The 15,334-nt window shown below is 72.4% G+C and carries 12 protein-coding genes; 3 read left to right on the plus strand and 9 right to left on the minus strand.

Features of this window, described 5'->3' with window-relative positions; all coding sequences use genetic code 11:
* Positions 1-73 precede the first annotated feature (73 nt).
* From JK361_RS04020 to JK361_RS04040, 5 genes are all read right to left on the minus strand, one after another.
* On the minus strand, positions 74-997 hold the full coding sequence (locus JK361_RS04020; protein ID WP_201814197.1) for an LLM class F420-dependent oxidoreductase: 924 nt from the start codon (positions 995-997) through the stop codon (positions 74-76).
* 343 nt (positions 998-1,340) lie between these two features.
* Complete coding sequence (locus JK361_RS04025; RefSeq protein ID WP_201814262.1) at positions 1,341-1,826, minus strand: DUF6099 family protein; 486 nt, start codon at positions 1,824-1,826, stop codon at positions 1,341-1,343.
* Between the two features lie 167 nt (positions 1,827-1,993).
* Positions 1,994-2,371, minus strand: coding sequence for a nucleotide pyrophosphohydrolase (locus JK361_RS04030; RefSeq protein ID WP_201814198.1), 378 nt, complete (start codon positions 2,369-2,371; stop codon positions 1,994-1,996).
* A gap of 61 nt (positions 2,372-2,432) precedes the next feature.
* Positions 2,433-3,629, minus strand: a complete 1,197-nt coding sequence (locus tag JK361_RS04035) for an AAA family ATPase (RefSeq protein WP_201814199.1) — start codon at positions 3,627-3,629, stop codon at positions 2,433-2,435.
* Positions 3,630-3,850: 221 nt separating this feature from the next.
* Positions 3,851-4,240 carry a cell division protein SepF gene (locus tag JK361_RS04040; RefSeq protein ID WP_189298640.1) on the minus strand — a complete coding sequence of 130 codons (390 nt, stop codon included), beginning with the start codon at positions 4,238-4,240 and terminating at the stop codon, positions 3,851-3,853.
* Positions 4,241-4,834: 594 nt separating this feature from the next.
* Here JK361_RS04040 and JK361_RS04045 point away from each other — a divergent pair.
* Genes JK361_RS04045 through meaB form a run of 3 tightly spaced genes read left to right on the plus strand, consistent with a single transcriptional unit; the run spans position 4,835 to position 9,825 of the window.
* Positions 4,835-6,640, plus strand: a complete 1,806-nt coding sequence (locus JK361_RS04045) for a methylmalonyl-CoA mutase subunit beta (RefSeq protein WP_201814200.1) — start codon at positions 4,835-4,837, stop codon at positions 6,638-6,640.
* Positions 6,640-8,814, plus strand: a complete 2,175-nt coding sequence (scpA, locus tag JK361_RS04050) for a methylmalonyl-CoA mutase (RefSeq protein ID WP_201814201.1) — start codon at positions 6,640-6,642, stop codon at positions 8,812-8,814. Before JK361_RS04045 ends, scpA begins: the two co-directional genes overlap by 1 nt.
* Positions 8,815-8,820: 6 nt before the next feature.
* Positions 8,821-9,825: a methylmalonyl Co-A mutase-associated GTPase MeaB gene (gene meaB / locus JK361_RS04055; protein WP_201814202.1), complete on the plus strand. Its 1,005-nt coding sequence runs from the start codon at positions 8,821-8,823 to the stop codon at positions 9,823-9,825.
* A gap of 151 nt (positions 9,826-9,976) precedes the next feature.
* Here meaB and JK361_RS04060 read toward each other — a convergent pair whose 3' ends face one another.
* The 4 genes from JK361_RS04060 to JK361_RS04075 all read right to left on the minus strand — a co-directional run bounded on the left by JK361_RS04060 (position 9,977) and on the right by JK361_RS04075 (position 15,316).
* Complete coding sequence (locus tag JK361_RS04060; RefSeq protein ID WP_201814203.1) at positions 9,977-11,188, minus strand: cytochrome P450; 1,212 nt, start codon at positions 11,186-11,188, stop codon at positions 9,977-9,979.
* A gap of 56 nt (positions 11,189-11,244) precedes the next feature.
* On the minus strand, positions 11,245-12,582 hold the full coding sequence (gene ccrA, locus JK361_RS04065) for a crotonyl-CoA carboxylase/reductase (protein WP_201814263.1): 1,338 nt from the start codon (positions 12,580-12,582) through the stop codon (positions 11,245-11,247).
* A gap of 81 nt (positions 12,583-12,663) precedes the next feature.
* Entirely contained in the window at positions 12,664-13,857 is a 1,194-nt protein-coding gene (locus JK361_RS04070) for a cytochrome P450 family protein (RefSeq protein ID WP_201814204.1), read from the minus strand.
* 28 nt (positions 13,858-13,885) lie between these two features.
* Positions 13,886-15,316, minus strand: coding sequence for an MFS transporter (locus JK361_RS04075; RefSeq protein WP_201814205.1), 1,431 nt, complete (start codon positions 15,314-15,316; stop codon positions 13,886-13,888).
* Positions 15,317-15,334 lie beyond the last annotated feature (18 nt).

Below are 15,334 nucleotides of genomic sequence, written 5' to 3' on the forward strand. Positions count from 1 at the left end.
GGCACCCCGGCTCCTGGCGCGCGCCCGGACGCCGCTGCGGCCGTGACGGCGCGGCGGGGCCCCGCCGTCGCGGCTACGCCAGCTGCGACTGGACCTGGGCGGAGATGAGCTCCAGGTGGTCCAGGTCGTCGAGGTCCAGGATCTGGAGGTAGATCCGCCGGGAGCCGATCCCGGCGTACCGCCCGATCTTGTCGACGACCTCGGCCGGGGAGCCGGCCAGCCCGTTGGCCTTCAGCTCGTCCACCTCACGGCCGATCGCGGCGGCGCGGCGGGCCACCTCCCGGTCGTCCCTGCCGACGCAGACGACGAGCGCGTTGGAGTACGTCAGGGCGTCCGCGGCACGGCCGGCCTCCGCCGCGGCGGCCCGCACCCGGCCGAACTGCACCGCACTGTCCTCGATCGAGGCGAACGGGATGTTGAACTCGTCGGCGTACCGTGCGGCGAGCCGCGGGGTCCGGGTCGCGCCGTGGCCGCCGATGAGCACCGGAACCTTCCGCTGCGCGGGCTTGGGCAGCGCCGGCGACTCCGTGAGGTCGTAGTACGTGCCGTGGAAGTCGAAGGTCTTGCCGGCCTCGGTCGCCCACAGCCCGGTGACGATCGCGAGCTGCTCCTCCAGGCGGGCGAACTTCTCCTTCGGGAACGGGATGCCGTACGCCTTGTGCTCCTCCTCGAACCAGCCCGCGCCGAGGCCGAGCTCCACCCGGCCGCCGGACATCTGGTCGACCTGGGCGACCTGGATGGCGAGCACGCCGGGCAGCCGGAAGGTGCCGGCGGTCATCAGGGTGCCGAGGCGGATGCGCTTGGTCTCGCGGGCCAGGCCGGCCAGCGTGATCCAGGCGTCCGTGGGGCCGGGCAGGCCGTCCGCGCTGCCCATCCGCAGATAGTGGTCGGAACGGAAGAAGGCGTCGAAGCCGAGGTCCTCGGTGGCCTTCGCCACGGTGAGCAGGGTGTCGTACGAAGCCCCCTGCTGGGGCTCGGTGAAGATTCGAAGGTCCATACATCTATCCTGCACGGCGCCCGGCACGTCAACCGCGCCGGTGTCCTGCGGCACGCCCGTCCCCGGTCGGGTGAAAATCGTCCACTCCGCGCGCGGGCCTTGCTCCGAACCAGTGACCCGCCCCGGCAGTGATCGTTGGGGCCGTCGGAGCCGGACCGTCCGGCACCCGCGCCGGACGGTGGCCGCCGGTACGTTCCCGCGCCGAGCCGTCCACCCCGGGGCACTCACACGCCGGACCGGTCCTTGCCGAGCACCTCCGCGCCGGCCCAGTCCTTCCCGGGCACTCGCGCGCCGGACGAGTCGTTCCCGGGCGCTCGCGCATCGGACGGGCCGTGGCGGGTGTTCAGACACCGGACGGGCTGTCCTGGGTGTCCTCCGGTAACACCTCCTCCCGTGCCGCCAGCTTGCGCAGCATCTCCCGGACGCGGTCGCGGGACTCGTCGGCCGCGTCGATCGCCTCCATGCACTGCCAGTACGTCGTCTCGTCGGCGGCGGCGCTCGCCATGCCGACCAGGGCTATGCCGACCTCGCCGAGCAGGCCGCCGAGGCAGAGCAGGGTCTCGCGGGCGTCGTCCAGCCGGGTGAGCTGGGCGGCGCGCAGGTCGCCGGGGTCCAGTTCGGGCGGGTCCAGGACTCCGCAGCCCCGGCCCGCCAGCTCGGTCAGTCCCAGGGCCTCGCCGCGCAGTTCCGGCGGTCCGGAGACCGCGAGGCGGCTCCCGATCGCCTGCGCCAGGGCCTGCGCCTGCCAGACCTCCGCCATCATCTCCGCCGCGTCGGCGCCGCCCGCCAGGGCCCGCCTGCTCGCGAGGATGAGCCGTACCGCATCCATGTGGTGCCCCCGTTCGTCCGCCGCGTCATCCGGCACGGTCGCCTGAACTCACTTGTTCACTACCCAGAGTGAGGGTCGCTGGGACGAAAAGCCAGAGGAAGACGGAAATCTGTGGACAACAATTCGGATTCGGCCCCCGATTCGACTTCGGAGAGTAATAACGGAACTTAATCTTCCGACTGTTGGTCCTCCGGACCGCCGTCCGGCCGGTGCTCGGCGCCCGGCGCCGGGAAGCGGCGTTCGTTGCGGTCGATCTTGGCGTCCAGGGCGGCCAGCGGGTCGATGCCGAGGACCTCGCAGAGCTGGAGCAGATAGGCCAGGACGTCCGCGACCTCGTCGGTGACGCGGTGCGCCGTGCCGGGGTCGTCCATCACCCGGGCGGACTCCTCCGGCGTCAGCCACTGGAAGATCTCGACCAGTTCGGAGGCCTCCACCGAGAGGGCGGCGACGAGGTTCTTGGGCGTGTGGTAGGGCTGCCAGTTCCGCGCTGCGGCGAACTCGGCGAGTCTGCGCTGGAGCCGGGCCAGGTCGGGGTGTTCCGTCACGGGTTCAGGTGTACCACCGTGACGCCCGGAGGCCCGGCGGACCAGGAGGAGTCGTGTTCCGTCAAGGGTTCAGGTGTACCACCGTGACACCCGGGATCCCGGCGGACCAGGAGGCGTCGCTCACCGCGGCCACGCAGCGGATGTGTCCGCGCTCGCCCATCCCGACGGCCGTCCGCAGCAACTCCCGGCGCTGCGAGGGGTCCAGGCCGCGGTCGAAGCCGTCGGCGAGGACGGTGAGGGTGCGCAGGGCGTCGGGCACCTCGCCCGGGACGTCCATGTCCAGCACCCCCGGCCCGGTCAGCAGTACCAGGGCCAGCGCGAGGTAGCGCAGCTCGCCGTCGCCGAGCCGGGCAACGTCGGTGCGGAAGCCGTCGCCGCGGTCGAGCAGCGCCCGGACCGTGCCGCCGGCCAGCGGCTCGGCGACCAGGTCGGCCACCCGGCCCGCGCACCCCGCGTCCACGACCTCGACCAGCCGGCCGTGCCGGCGACCGCACTCCGCCCGGGTGCGCCAGAGCACGTCGGCGAGGTTGTCGCAGCCGGGCAGCAGCCGGCCGGAGCCGGTGGGCACGGGGACGCGCATGCACTCGGGACGGGGATCGCACGGGAAGACCGAGCGCAGGGCGACGACCATCTGCTCGGCCGCGGCGAGCACCCGGCGCTGGCCGTCGGTCTTGCCGGCCACGCGCAGCGGCAGCAGGGCGGTGCCCAGGCGGTCGTCGGGGAGCGGGGCGCGGGTCACCGGTGCGGAACCCGCGGTGTGCCAGGCGGCCTGGACGGTACGGCGCCCGGGGTCGCGCAGGGCGGTCTCCAGCAGGACGACCCCCCGTGCGGTCAGCCGCTCCCCCACGATCCGCAGGTGCGGTTCGGCCTGTACGGCGACGTCGAGCCGGACCGGCCCCTCCGCCCCGTCGGCCGTGCACCCGATCCGGAAGCCGCGGCGCCCTTCGGCGTCAGGGCGCGCCCGCTCCGGCACACAGGCGGCCGGGTCCGGGAACGCCTCCGCGAGCGGGGCGCCGCCGCCGAGCCGTGCCAGCGCCCCGTACGCGGCGAGCGCGGTCGTCTTGCCCGCACCGCTGGGCCCCGCGAACAGGGTGACCGGCCCCAGCGGGAACCCGGCCCGCCGGTGCCCGGCGAAGGCCGACAGCCGCAGCTCGGTGACCCGGGAGCGGATGTCGAGGGGCGGTGGGGACTGCGCGGGGAGGGTCCCGGCGGACGCGTCGGCCGCCGGCGGCCCGGCGGACACGGAGGGCACGGCCATATGCGGACCGTAGGGCTCCGCACCGGCGACGAACCGTTTCACTGCCGGGACGTTCCCACGATCGGGCGACGACCGTCGCACCGGAGCCGACCGGAGCCGGCCCCGGGACCAGGCGTTCCCGCGGCCGAGGAACGACCCTCACGCGCGAGCCCACCGGAGCCGGGCCCCGGACCGGGCGTTCGCGGGATCGGGGGCGGCCGGAGGTCCGGTCCTGGCCGGGGTCAGCCGCCCGAGATGCCCGCGCCCTCCATCAGCCCGCTGACCTCCGTGCCGGGCGGGGTGAGGAGGAAGACGTTGCGGTCCACGCGGTGCATCCCGCTGCCCAGGCCGAAGACGACGCCCGTGCTGAAGTCGAGGACGCGCTTGGCGACGTCGCCCTCCGCGCCGGACAGGTCGAGCAGCACCGGCACCCCGGCCATCAGGGTCTCGGCGACCTCCCGGGCGTCCGCGAAGACGTTGACGCGCAGGACCACGAACCGGCGCCGGGTCTCGGTCTCGGCGTCGGGCAGCGAGCGGTGGTTCACCGCGGACGGCCAGGCGTCCCGGCCCCGCAGCGGCACGACCTGGGCGAGCCCTTCCCACTGTTCATCGGTGACGTCGTAACGGCTCACCGGCTCCCCCCGACCTGACTCGCACTCAATCCCTGCACCAGCCAATTCTTACGCCAAGTCACCCGTTCGGCCCAACAACGACACGGTGCGCGACCGGTACTCCGGCACTCTTTCAGGACAGTTCGAGCCCTATGCCCCGGATAGTCCGTCTGTCACCGGGCTTCTGCCCGGCTGTTCACCGGCCTCCGCACCCCGCTCATCCGCCATCACTAGGGCCTCTTTAGCGCCAGGCGCCGTGCGTTTGGCGGAAACGGGGCGGGCGACACCCGATCGGCGGACAGAGCCGGCGGTGCCCCCGGCCCGCGGCCCCTCCCCCGCGCACGGCGGCGATCGCCGAACTCCGGGCGGCGTCGGCCGCTTTCGCGGTACCGTCGGCACGGCGCGGGCCCCGGCCGGCCCGGCGGTGGCGGATGCGCGCCCGAACCGCGCCCTCTCGGGCCGGAACGGGCGAAACCAGACCCGGAAGAAAGGGTCCGCCGAACCGTCGGGATCCGCCGTCCGGAGCGAAAGCGGCACCGGTCACCACCGCAAGAAGAGAAACCTCACAGCCCGCCGTGCACCCCCGGTTCCGCGCCCTGGCCTAGCATCCGCTCCATGACGGTCCTGCCTGACGACGGGCTCTCACTGGCCGCCGAGTTCCCTGACGCGACGCACGAGCAGTGGCAACGCCTGGTCGAGGGCGTACTACGCAAGTCGGGCAAGGAACACTCCGGCGAGGCAGCTGAGGACGCCCTGTCCACGACGCTGGAGGACGGGCTGCGCACCCGGCCCCTGTACACCGCGCGCGAGAGCGCGCCCGACCCCGGCCTGCCGGGCTTCGCCCCCTTCGTGCGGGGCAGCCGCCCGGCGGGCGGCATCACGAGCGGCTGGGACGTACGGCAGCGGCACACGGCGCTCACGGAGGACGCCGTGCTCGCCGACCTGGAGAACGGCGGCACCTCCCTCTGGCTGGTGGTGGGCGAGGGCGGCATCCCGGTCTCCGACCTGGGCCGTGCCCTCGACGGCGTCTACCTCGACCTGGCGCCGGTCGTCCTGGACGCGGGCCGCGACACCGAGCAGGCCGCCGAGGCCCTGCTGCGGCTGTACGCGGCCAAGGGCGTCGACGCCGAGGCCGTACGGGGCGGCCTGGGCGGCGATCCGCTCGGCTACGAGGCCCGTACCGGAACACCGCTCGACTTCGCGCCGTACGCCGCGCTGGCCGCGCGCTGCGCCGAGCAGTACCCGGGCCTGCGCGCGCTGACCGTGGACGCCCTGCCGTACCACGAGGCGGGCGGCTCGGCGGCGCAGGAGCTGGGCGCCTCCCTGGCCACCGGCGTGGCGTACCTGCGGGAGCTGACCGAGGCGGGGCTCGGCATCGAGCAGGCCGCCGCGCAGCTGGAGTTCCGCTACGCGGCCACCGCCGACCAGTTCCTGACCATCGCCAAGCTGCGCGCGGCGCGCCGGCTGTGGGCACGGGTCGCCGAGGTGTGCGGGGCGCCGGCCGCGGGCGGACAGGTGCAGCACGCGGTGACCTCGCCGGTGATGATGACCCGCCGTGACCCGTGGGTGAACATGCTCCGCACCACGGTGGCGACGCTCGCCGCCGGGGTCGGGGGCGCCGAAGCCGTGACCGTGCTGCCGTTCGACCACGTGCTCGGGCTGCCCGACGCGTTCGCCCGGCGGATCGCCCGCAACACCTCCTCCATCCTGATCGAGGAGTCCCACCTGGCCCGGGTCATCGACCCGGCGGGCGGCTCCTGGTACGTCGAGCGGCTGACGGACGAACTCGCCGAGGCCGCCTGGCAGTTCTTCCGGTCCGTCGAACGCGACGGCGGCCAGGCGGCCGTGCTGCGCTCCGGCCGGATCCGCACCGACCTGGCGACGACCTGGGCGGAGCGGTCCAAGCGGCTCGCCAAGCGGCGTGAACCCATCACCGGGGTCAGCGAGTTCCCGCTGCTGGCCGAGAAGCCGGTGGAGCGGACGCCCGCGCCGGAGCCGCCCTCGGGCGGTCTGCCGCGCGTGCGCCGCGACGAGGCGTACGAGGAGCTGCGCGCCCGCTCCGACGCCCATCTGGCGGCGACCGGCGCCCGGCCCCGGATCTACCTCGCGACGATCGGCTCGCCCGCCGCGTACACCGCGCGCGCGACCTTCGCCGCCAACCTCTTCCAGGCCGGCGGCATCGAACCGGTCACCGAGGGCAGCTTCGAGGACAGCGGGGCCACCGAGGCCGTGCTGTGCTCCAGCGACGCGCTCTACGCCGAACAGGCCGGGCCGACGGCCGAGTCGCTGCGCGCGGCCGGTGCCCGGCAGGTGTTCCTGGCGGGCCGGGGCGACTACCCCGGCATCGACTCGTACGTCTTCGCGGGCTGTGACGCCGTGGACGTGCTGTCCGCGACCCTCGACCGCATGGGAGTGTCCTGATGGGAATCCCCGACTTCTCCGGCATCGAGCTGGGAACCCCGGTCACCGACGGCAGCCACGACGAGTGGAGTGCGGCCGTCGAGCGGGCCACCGGGGCCGGGCAGCCGCTGTGGGAGACCCCGGAGGGCATCGGGGTCAAGCCGCTGTACACCGGCCGTGACCTGGAGGGCCTGGACTTCCTGGGCACCTACCCGGGCATGGCGCCGTACCTGCGCGGCCCCTACCCGACGATGTACGTCAACCAGCCCTGGACGATCCGCCAGTACGCGGGCTTCTCCACCGCCGAGGAGTCCAACGCGTTCTACCGGCGCAACCTGGCGGCCGGTCAGAAGGGCCTGTCGGTCGCCTTCGATCTGCCCACGCACCGGGGGTACGACAGCGACCACCCGCGCGTGACCGGTGACGTCGGCATGGCCGGCGTGGCCATCGACTCGATCTACGACATGCGGCAGCTGTTCGACGGCATCCCGCTGGACAAGATGACCGTGTCGATGACGATGAACGGCGCCGTGCTGCCGGTGCTGGCGCTGTACATCGTGGCGGCGGAGGAACAGGGCGTACCGCCCGAGAAGCTGGCCGGAACCATTCAGAACGACATTCTGAAGGAGTTCATGGTCCGCAACACCTACATCTATCCGCCGAAGCCGTCGATGCGGATCATCTCCGACATCTTCGCGTACACCTCGCAGAAGATGCCGCGGTACAACTCCATCTCCATCTCCGGCTACCACATCCAGGAGGCCGGTGCCACGGCCGACCTGGAGCTGGCGTACACCCTCGCGGACGGCGTGGAGTACATCCGCGCGGGCCGGGAAGCGGGCCTGGACGTGGACGCGTTCGCGCCGCGGCTCTCCTTCTTCTGGGCGATCGGCATGAACTTCTTCATGGAGATCGCCAAGATGCGGGCGGCCCGGCTGCTGTGGGCCAAGCTGGTCTCGCAGTTCGACCCGAAGAACGGCAAGTCGCTGTCCCTGCGCACCCATTCGCAGACCTCCGGCTGGTCGCTGACGGCGCAGGACGTCTTCAACAACGTCACGCGCACGTGCGTGGAGGCGATGGCGGCGACCCAGGGCCACACCCAGTCGCTGCACACCAACGCGCTCGACGAGGCGCTCGCGCTGCCGACCGACTTCTCGGCGCGCATCGCACGCAACACCCAGCTGCTCATCCAGCAGGAGTCCGGCACCACGCGGGTCATCGACCCGTGGGGCGGCAGTGCCTACGTGGAGCGGCTGACGTACGACCTGGCCCGCAAGGCCTGGGCGCACATCCAGGAGGTCGAGCAGGCGGGCGGCATGGCGCAGGCCATCGACGCCGGCATCCCCAAGCTGCGCGTGGAGGAGGCGGCGGCCCGCACCCAGGCCCGCATCGACTCCGGGCGGCAGCCGGTGATCGGCGTCAACAAGTACCGGGTGGAGAACGACGAGGCGATCGAGGTCCTCAAGGTCGACAACTCCTCCGTGCGCGCCCAGCAGATCGAGAAGCTGCGGCGGCTGCGGGCGGAGCGGGACGAGACCGCCTGCCGGGACGCGCTGGACGCGCTCACCCGGGCGGCCGACGGCGACGGCAACCTGCTGGAGCTGGCCGTGCACGCGGCCCGCGCCAAGGCGACCGTCGGCGAGATCTCCGACGCCCTGGAGAAGGTGTACGGACGGCACGCGAGCCAGATCCGTACGATTTCCGGTGTGTACCGCAACGAAGCAGGCCAGTCGCCGTCCGTGGACCGCACCCGTGCCCTGGTGGACGCGTTCGAGGAGGCCGAGGGGCGCCGGCCGCGCATCCTGGTCGCCAAGATGGGCCAGGACGGCCACGACCGCGGCCAGAAGGTGATCGCGACCGCGTTCGCCGACCTCGGCTTCGACGTCGACGTCGGCCCGCTGTTCCAGACGCCGGAGGAGGTCGCCCGGCAGGCGGTCGAGGCGGACGTGCACGTGGTCGGGGTGTCCTCGCTGGCCGCCGGTCACCTCACGCTCGTCCCGGCGCTGCGCGAGCAGCTCGCCGAGGAGGGCCGTGAGGACATCATGATCGTGGTCGGCGGGGTGATCCCGCCGCAGGACGTGCCGACGCTCCTGGAGATGGGCGCCACGGCCGTGTTCCCGCCCGGTACGGTGATCCCGGACGCGGCCCACGACCTGGTCAAGCGGCTGTCGGCCGGCCTCGGCCACGAGCTGTAGCCGCCGATGGCAGCGATCGATCTCGACACGTATGTGAAGGGTGTGCTCGACGGTAAGCGGGCCCTGGTGGCCCGTGCCATCACGCTCGTCGAGTCCACCCGGCCACAGCACCGGGCGCTGGCCCAGCAGTTGCTCACCGAGCTGCTGCCGCACAGCGGCCGGGCGCGACGGATCGGCGTGAGCGGGGTGCCCGGTGTCGGCAAGTCGACGTTCATCGACGCGTTCGGCACGATGCTGACCTCGCTGGGCCACCGGGTGGCGGTCCTCGCCGTGGACCCGTCCTCCACGCGCACCGGCGGTTCGATCCTGGGCGACAAGACCCGGATGGAGCGCCTGGCGGTGGACCCGGACGCCTTCGTGCGCCCCTCCCCCAGCGCGGGCACGCTGGGCGGGGTCGCCAAGGCCACCCGGGAGTCGATGGTGGTGATGGAGGCGGCCGGCTACGACGTGATCCTCGTGGAGACCGTCGGCGTGGGCCAGTCGGAGACCACGGTCGCCGAGATGGTCGACTCCTTCCTGCTGCTGACCCTTGCCCGCACCGGCGACCAGCTTCAGGGCATCAAGAAGGGTGTCCTGGAGCTGGCCGACGTGATCGCCGTCAACAAGGCGGACGGCCCGCACGAGCGCGACGCCCGGGCCGCGGCGCGTGAGCTGGCGGGCGCGCTCAGGCTGATGCACGGCAAGGACGCCTTCTGGACGCCTCCGGTGCTGCACTGCAGCGCCCGCGAGTCGGCCGGCCTGGACACGGTGTGGGAGCGGCTGGAGCAGCACCGTACGCTGCTGGACTCCACCGGGAGGCTGGCCGCCAAGCGCCGGGACCAGCAGGTCGGCTGGACCTGGGCGATGGTCCGTGACGAGCTGCTCGGCCGGCTGTACGCCGACCCGGCGGTCCGCGAGGCCGCCCCGGATCTCGAACGGCAGGTCAGGGAGGGCCGGTTGACGGCGACCCTGGCGGCGGAACGGATCCTGGCGGCCTTCGAGGGGCGTACGGCGCCCTCCGCCGGAAGCTGAGGCACCGGCCCGCCCCGCACAGTCGGGCGGAGCGGGCCGGTGGTGACCTCGGCACGGACGGCGTGGACCTGCCCGACGGCCTTCTCCACCGGGCGACGGGCAGGCTCGATGGCCTTCTCCACCGGGCGACGGGCGGGCTCGATGGCCTTCTCTACCAGGCGACGGGCAGGGACGTGACCCCGTGGATCAGCCGGCCGGAGGAGCGCGGGACCTCCTCGGCCGGCACGGCCAGCCGCAGGGACGGGAATCTGCGCAGCAGGCTCTCGAGCGCGATCTCCAGCTCCAGGCGGGCCAGTCCCGCGCCGAGGCAGTAGTGGATGCCGTAGCCGAACGTCAGGTGCTGGGCGCCGGGGGTGCGGGCGACGTCCAGGGTGTCGGCATCGGTGAACTGCGCGGCGTCGCGGTTGGCCGAGGCCAGGGACGCCAGGACCGCGGTGCCCGCGGGCACGAGGGTGTCGCCCAGTTTCACGTCCTCCGTGGCGATGCGCAGGGTCGCCTCGTCGCCCGGGGGCACGAAGCGCAGCAGTTCCTCGACGGCGGCGGGGACCGTGCCGGGGTCGCGGCGCACCGCCTCGAACTGCTCGGGGTGCGTCAGCAGGGCCAGGACGCTGTTGCCGATCTGGTTGGTCGTGGTCTCGTGCCCGGCGATCAGGAGGGTGATGGCCAGGTGGAGCAGTTCCTCCTCGTCGAGCCGTTCGGCGTCCGCCTCGTGGATCGACACCAGGGCGGAGAGCAGGTCGTCGCCGGGCTCGCGCTGCTTGGCGGCGATGAGCCCGCCCAGGTAGGTGGCGAGTCCCGTGTGGGCGGCGACGATCCGCTCGACCGGCAGGGAGACCGTCGACAGGACGGTGCCGGACCACTCGGCGATCTGCTCGCGTTCGTCGAGCGGGACGCCGAGCAGTTCGCAGATGACGGTCACGGGCAGCGGGAAGGCGAGGGCGGGGACGAGGTCGGTCGGCGCCCCGGTCCGCTCCATCGCGTCCAGCAGCTCGTCGGTGCAGCCCTGGATGCGCGGCCGCAGGGCCGCCACCCGGCGGGCGGTGAACTCGCGGGACACCAGCCGGCGGACGCGGGTGTGCTCCGGCGGATCCATGCTGAGCAGGTTCTTGGCGTTCTGCGGCTCGGTCCCGATCCGGGGCGCGCCGGGCCGGGCGGTGGCGGCGCGGCTGAAACGGGCGTCGGACAGCACCGTGCGCACCGCGTCGTAGTCGGTGACGAGGAGGGCGTGGTCCCCGCTGGGCATCCGGATGTCCGCTAACGGACCCGTCTCCCTCAGCCGCTTGTAGTGCGGACACGGTTCGAGCGCGTTGGGCCGCTCGAACGGGTAGGCGAGCGTGTCCTTCTCGACCGGGTTGTCGGTCATGTGTACTGCCAATCTGTCGGTGGGGGGGATGGCGGTGCCGGTGAAGGGGCCGCCGATCAGGTGGTGCGGAACCGGTTGATGGCCGGTTCGTGCCGCTCGCGCAGCTCGGGGTCGGTGACGCCGAGGCCCTCCTGCGGGGCCAGGCACAGCACGCCGACCTTGCCGTGGTGCCGGTTGCGGTGGACGTCGCCGACCGCCTCGCCGACGTCGGTGAGCGGGTAGGTGCGGGAGAGGGTGGGATGGATGCGGCCCTTGACGACGAGCCGGTTGGCCTCCCACGCCTCGCGGTAGTTGGCGAAGTGGGACCCGATGATGCGCTTGAGGTGCATCCAGAGGTAGCGGTTGTCGAACTCGTGCCGGTAGCCGGAGGTGGAGGCGCAGGTCACGACGGTGCCGCCCCTGCGGGCCACGTAGACCGAGGCACCGAAGGTCTCCCGCCCCGGGTGCTCGAAGACGATGTCCACGTCCTCGCCGCCGGTCAGCTCGCGGATCCTGCTCCCGAGCCGCTTCCACTCCCGGGGGTCCTGGGTGTGCTCGTCCCGCCAGAACCGGTAGTCCTCCGCGCTGCGGTCGATGATCGACTCGACGCCCATCGCGCGGCAGATCGCCGCCTTCTGCTCGCTGGAGACCACGCAGATCGGTATCGCGCCCCCCGCCAGCGCGTACTGGGTGGCGTACGAGCCGAGGCCGCCGCCCGCGCCCCAGATCAGCACGGTGTCGCCGACCTTCATGCCGGCGCCGTTGCGCGAGACGAGCTGGCGGTAGGCGGTGGAGTTGACCAGACCGGGTGCGGCGGCCTCCTCCCAGGTCAGGTGGGCGGCCTTGGGCATCAGCTGGTTGGCCTTCACCAGCGCCAGGTGGGCCAGCCCGCCGTAGTTGGTCTCGAAGCCCCAGATCCGCTGCTCGGGGTCGAGCATGGTGTCGTCGTGGCCGGCCGCGTCCTCCAGCTCCACGGACAGGCAGTGCGCCACCACGCGGTCACCGGGGCGCCAGCGGCGCACTCCGGGGCCGGTGCGCAGGACCACACCGGACAGGTCGGAGCCGATGACGTGGTAGGGCTGGTCGTGCCGGGCGGCCGGGCCGCCGGTGCGGGCGTAGCGTTCGAGGAAGGCGAAGGTCGGCACGGGCGAGAACAGCGCGCTCCACACCGTGTTGTAGTTGACGGAGCTCGCCATGACGGCGATCAGGGCCTCGCCGGGGCCGGGCTCCGGGGTGGGTACATCGTGGATGTGCAGGGCCTTGGCGGGTTCCCGGTCGCCGACCGGGAGGCCGTCGAACATGTCCTGCTCGTCCTTGAACAGCACGGCGGCACGGTACGACTCCGGTACCGGCAGGGACGCGAAGTCGCGCGTCTCCGCGTCGGGTGACTCGATCGCGGCGACGAGATCGGCTATCACTGCAGACTCCCTTGGTTCCAGGGGGGGGTTACGGAGCCGTCAGGTGGTGGCCGCGCCCGCCACCACCTGACGGAGGGACTACTGGTTGAGCTTCACGGGCAGTTCGGTCAGACCACGCATCACCAGGCCCGGCCGCCAGCTCAGGGCGGCCGACGGGTCCAGGCGCTCCATCCGGGGGAAGCGCTCCAGCAGCTGGCGGAAGGCGATGTGGGCCTCCAGCCGGGCCAGCGGGGCGCCCAGGCAGTAGTGCATGCCGTAGCCGAAGGCCATGTGCTGGTTGGGGGTGCGCTCGGCGTCGAAGGACATCGAGTCGGGGAAGACCTGCCCGTCGCGGTTGGCGGAGAGCAGGGAGATCAGGACCAGCTCGCCTTCCTCGATGGTCTGGCCGCCCAGTTCCAGGGTCTCGGTGGCGACCCGGAAGCTGGCGCCGGGCACCGGGCTCTCGAAGCGCAGGAACTCCTCGACGGCCGCCGGGATCGCCTCGTGGTCGGCGCGCAGCCGGTCGGCCAGCTCGGGCCGGTCGAGCAGCAGTGCCGTGCCGTTGCCCAGCAGGTTCACGGTGGTCTCGTAGCCGGCGATGATGAGCAGGAAGCACATCGAGGTCAGCTCGTGCTCGGCGAGCCGGTCCTCGTCGTCCCGGGCGGCGATCATCGCCGACAGCAGCTTGTCGTCCGGCTCGGCCCGCTTCTGCTGGACGAGGTCGCGGACGTAGTGGACGAACTCGGTGACCACCTCGACGGGGAAGTTCTGGGTGCCCACGCCTGCCAGGTAGGCGTTGGACCAGGTGCGGAAGCGCTCGTGGTCGGCGACGGGCACGCCGAGCAGCTCGCAGATCACCTGCATCGGCAGCGGGTAGGCCAGGTCGTGGATGGCGTCGGGCTGTTCCCGGACGGCCATCTTGTCCAGCAGGTCGCTGGTCATCTGCTCGACCATCGGCCGCAGCCGTTCGATCCGCTTGGCGGTGAACACCGAGGAGACCAGCCGCCGCAGCCGGGTGTGGTCGGTGCCGTCGACCCGGAGCATGTGGGTGCCCATGCTGGCGCGGATCTCGGCGGGCAGGACGTCCTGGGCGACGATGCGGGTGCCGATCCGGTTGGACAGGCGGGCGTCGCCGAGTCCCGCCCGGCAGTCGGCGTACTGGGTGACGAGCCACAGCGGCACGCCGTTGGGCAGCTGGACCTGGAAGAGGGGGCGCTCCTCGCGCAGGCGCTCGAAGAGGTCGTGCGGGGACTTCACGCCGTATTCGGCGTAGAGGTCGGCGAAGGTGACCATGTGGGTGTGCTCCTTGTGATGTCGTGACTCAGTCGAGAGCCGGCTGCTTGGTCGGCGCGGGGGCGGCGGCGGGGGGCTTGAGGGCCGGGATGCCCAGCGCCACCACGCCGCCGAGCAGCAGGACCGCGACGCAGATCCACAGACCGGGGATCACCGCGTCGGTGAAGGCCTCGGGCGAGGTGTAGTTGCCGCCGCGGTTGATGAAGACGGTGGTGAGGACGGCGATGCCGAGCGCGCTGCCGATCTCCCGGACGGTCGCGTTGGTGCCGGACGCCTTGCCGATGTCCTGGGGCTGGACGGAGCTGACGACGACGGTGGCGCTGGGCGCGAAGATCAGACCGGTGCCGATGCCGCACAGCATGTACGGCACGACCATCTGCCAGTCGGCGGTGCCGGGGTCGGAGATCAGCGCGCACCAGGCGAGGCCCACGGCGGACAGTCCGAGTCCGGCGGCGATCAGCCGGGCCGGGCCGACCTTGGGGATGAGCTTGCCCGCGTACGGGGCGAAGATGGTCGGCATCACGGCCCAGGGCAGCGTCCACAGACCGGCCACGAACGGCGAGTGGTGGCGGGCCACCTGGAGGTACTGGGCCAGGAAGAAGATCGAACCGAACAGGCCGAAGTAGACGGCCAGGGAGGAGAGGTTGGTCAGGGTGAAGGCGCGGCTGCGGTAGATGCGCAGCGGCAGCAGCGGTGCGGTGGTGCGGCGCTCCCACAGCACGAACGCCACCAGCAGGACGGCGGCCGCGGCGTACTTGCCGAGGACGCGGGCGGAGGTCCAGCCGTAGTCGCTGCTGTCCACGATCGCCCAGACGAGGGCGAGCACGCCGGCCGCGCCGAGCAGCAGCCCGAGCGGGTCCAGTCCGACGGCGGCGCCCTTGCTCTCGGCGTGCACGCGCAGCACCAGCGGTACGGCGATGAGTCCGATGGGGACGTTCAGCCAGAACAGCCAGTGCCAGCCGATGCCGGTGGTGATGGCGCCGCCGATCAGCGGTGCGATGCCGACGGCGAGGCTGCTGATGCTGGACCACACGCCGATCGCCACGCCCCGCTTCTCCGGCGGCACGGCCACGGTCAGCATCGTCAGCGACAGCGGCAGTACGGCGGCCGCGCTCATGCCCTGGAGGGCGCGCAGGGTGACGAGCGCCTCGGTCGAGGTGGACAGGGCGCAGCCGACCGAGAACAGCACGAACAGCGTGAGCCCGGAGACGAACACCTTGCGGCGTCCGTACCGGTCACCGAGGCCGGCCGCGACCAGCAGCAGGCTGGCGAAGCCGAGGATGTAGCTGTTGGTGACCCACTGCAGTCCCTGGACCGTGGCGTCCAGGTCGCTCCGTATGGACGCGAGCGCGTTGGTGACCACCAGGTTGTCCAGCGCGACCATGAACATCGGCAGGGACACGGCGAGGACGGTCAGTCCGAACGACGGGCGTGCCGGGGCAGCCGCTTCGTTTGCCATTGCTCGTTCTTTCTGTGT

Source organism: Streptomyces musisoli (assembly GCF_016741855.1).
Classification (GTDB): Bacteria; Actinomycetota; Actinomycetes; order Streptomycetales; family Streptomycetaceae; genus Streptomyces; species Streptomyces musisoli.

Bases quoted from the DNA above. Each gene is read 5' to 3' on its own strand.
- JK361_RS04020 (WP_201814197.1), bottom strand. From the start codon at position 997: ATGGACCTTCGAATCTTCACCGAGCCCCAGCAGGGGGCTTCGTACGAC.
- meaB (WP_201814202.1), top strand. From the start codon at position 8,821: ATGGCAGCGATCGATCTCGACACGTATGTGAAGGGTGTGCTCGACGGT.
- scpA (WP_201814201.1), top strand. From the start codon at position 6,640: ATGGGAATCCCCGACTTCTCCGGCATCGAGCTGGGAACCCCGGTCACC.
- JK361_RS04075 (WP_201814205.1), bottom strand. From the start codon at position 15,316: ATGGCAAACGAAGCGGCTGCCCCGGCACGCCCGTCGTTCGGACTGACC.
- JK361_RS04035 (WP_201814199.1), bottom strand. From the start codon at position 3,629: ATGGCCGTGCCCTCCGTGTCCGCCGGGCCGCCGGCGGCCGACGCGTCC.
- JK361_RS04070 (WP_201814204.1), bottom strand. From the start codon at position 13,857: ATGGTCACCTTCGCCGACCTCTACGCCGAATACGGCGTGAAGTCCCCG.
- JK361_RS04025 (WP_201814262.1), bottom strand. From the start codon at position 1,826: ATGGATGCGGTACGGCTCATCCTCGCGAGCAGGCGGGCCCTGGCGGGC.
- JK361_RS04045 (WP_201814200.1), top strand. From the start codon at position 4,835: ATGACGGTCCTGCCTGACGACGGGCTCTCACTGGCCGCCGAGTTCCCT.
- JK361_RS04060 (WP_201814203.1), bottom strand. From the start codon at position 11,188: ATGACCGACAACCCGGTCGAGAAGGACACGCTCGCCTACCCGTTCGAG.